Below are 1,005 nucleotides of genomic sequence, written 5' to 3'. Positions count from 1 at the left end.
AATTAGATGAGCCAATGACTGAATGTGGTTCACGTTTAAGTGGTCGCAATTCATTTTCTAAGTGAAACAGTGTCGTACCGGGGAATGCTAGTACTTGTTCCCCATTATTGATTAACTGTAAATCTTTAATTTTCATGCCGTTCACAACAACTGCAGAACGGTCATAACCTGGGGCTGGTACGGATCCCTCAGTCAAACTAGTGTTGGCTGCTTGCATAATAATGATAATATTGTTATCATGCAAAACATTAAGCACACGCCACATTGCCATTAAAGTGGTTGGAAATACGAATGCAACTGCATCGCACTTACCTGAGCGGTACCCTTTCCTAAAACGTAAAGATTTTGCTTTGTTAGTAATAACATTTTTTTTACCAACAACATTGACTAGTTCTTCGACTAAGTCCATATTAACTTCTCCCCTCTATAACGTTTGTAAAAAACGTTTTAATCATTACGCTTTCAATGATACGCTTTTTTTGATATTTTGGTTAATAGGTAGATTGTAAAATTAATCCGACGCTGTTCGGACAAAAAAGACCAGCTTCCTTTAAAATGGTGTTTATCACAAACCCATTTTTAGGAGCCGATCTTTTGTCTAGTAGGTTCTGTTGCAAAGTTTTCCAAAAAATCAACAAAAAAAGCGCTAAATTAGCGCTTTTACTTATGTTTAAGGGCTTTAGTATAGCAAAAGTGAGCGACAAGTTCAAGATCCCCTGTTTGCTTTTGTCGCTCCGCTTGTACTCCTCGATTAAAAAAGAGAACATTATTTTCTGAAAGAACTAACGCAGGAAAGGCTTTTCGGATAAAAGACACGAGAATAGCATTTTTTGAACGTTAGATCCTGTTTAAATGAGTGAGTTATAAATTTATCCGATTAAGGGTTGATCGTGCTTAAAACTTAAATTATGAGCTTTTGGAGCTATTCATTTTAAAATAACCTATTGATGATAATAGTATAATGGCTGGTAAAAATTGTATTAGATACCGACTTCTTCCTGCTTC

2 protein-coding genes are annotated in these 1,005 nt (G+C 35.7%); both read right to left on the bottom strand.

What is annotated here, in order from left to right:
* The coding region (locus ABT053_RS43420) for a hypothetical protein (RefSeq protein ID WP_502991976.1) at positions 1-409 on the bottom strand (409 nt) is incomplete at its 3' end.
* Between the two features lie 497 nt (positions 410-906).
* On the bottom strand, positions 907-1,005 hold a 99-nt coding region (locus ABT053_RS43555; RefSeq protein WP_502991977.1), incomplete at its 5' end, for a glycosyltransferase-like membrane protein.

This window comes from Streptosporangium sp. NPDC002524, assembly GCF_040295985.1.
GTDB lineage: Bacteria > Actinomycetota > Actinomycetes > Streptosporangiales > Streptosporangiaceae > Streptosporangium.
Note: the sequence above shows the minus strand (reverse complement) of the source record. Positions and strands in the feature narration are given on the sequence as shown.